Source organism: Pseudomonas sp. SDT291_1_S447, assembly GCF_054070155.1.
Genome location: NZ_JBSVXS010000415.1, coordinates 1 through 226, shown reverse-complemented (window position 1 = coordinate 226; position 226 = coordinate 1). Strand labels below are relative to the sequence as shown.

The 226-nt window shown below is 58.0% G+C and carries 1 protein-coding gene; it reads right to left on the bottom strand.

What is annotated here, in order from left to right; all coding sequences use genetic code 11:
- Window positions 1-226: hypothetical protein (locus ACW9IR_RS30160; RefSeq protein WP_457466265.1), on the bottom strand; the 226-nt coding region annotated here is incomplete at both ends.

Genomic DNA, 226 nt, shown 5'->3' with positions numbered 1-226 from the left:
GTTTGCCCGGTCAGGACATCATTGAAAGACGAGCCGATAACCGTTTCGAACTCCCACAACTTGTCGCCCTGAGCATCACCACCCACGCCTGCAACACCGCCGACCAGACTCACCGTTACGCCGCTGGCAGAGCCGGAATAATCAATGGTGTCGTTACCGCCCGAACCGTAAAACTGGTCCGCGGCTTCGCCACTGATAAAGGTATCGTTACCGCCGGAGCCCTGCA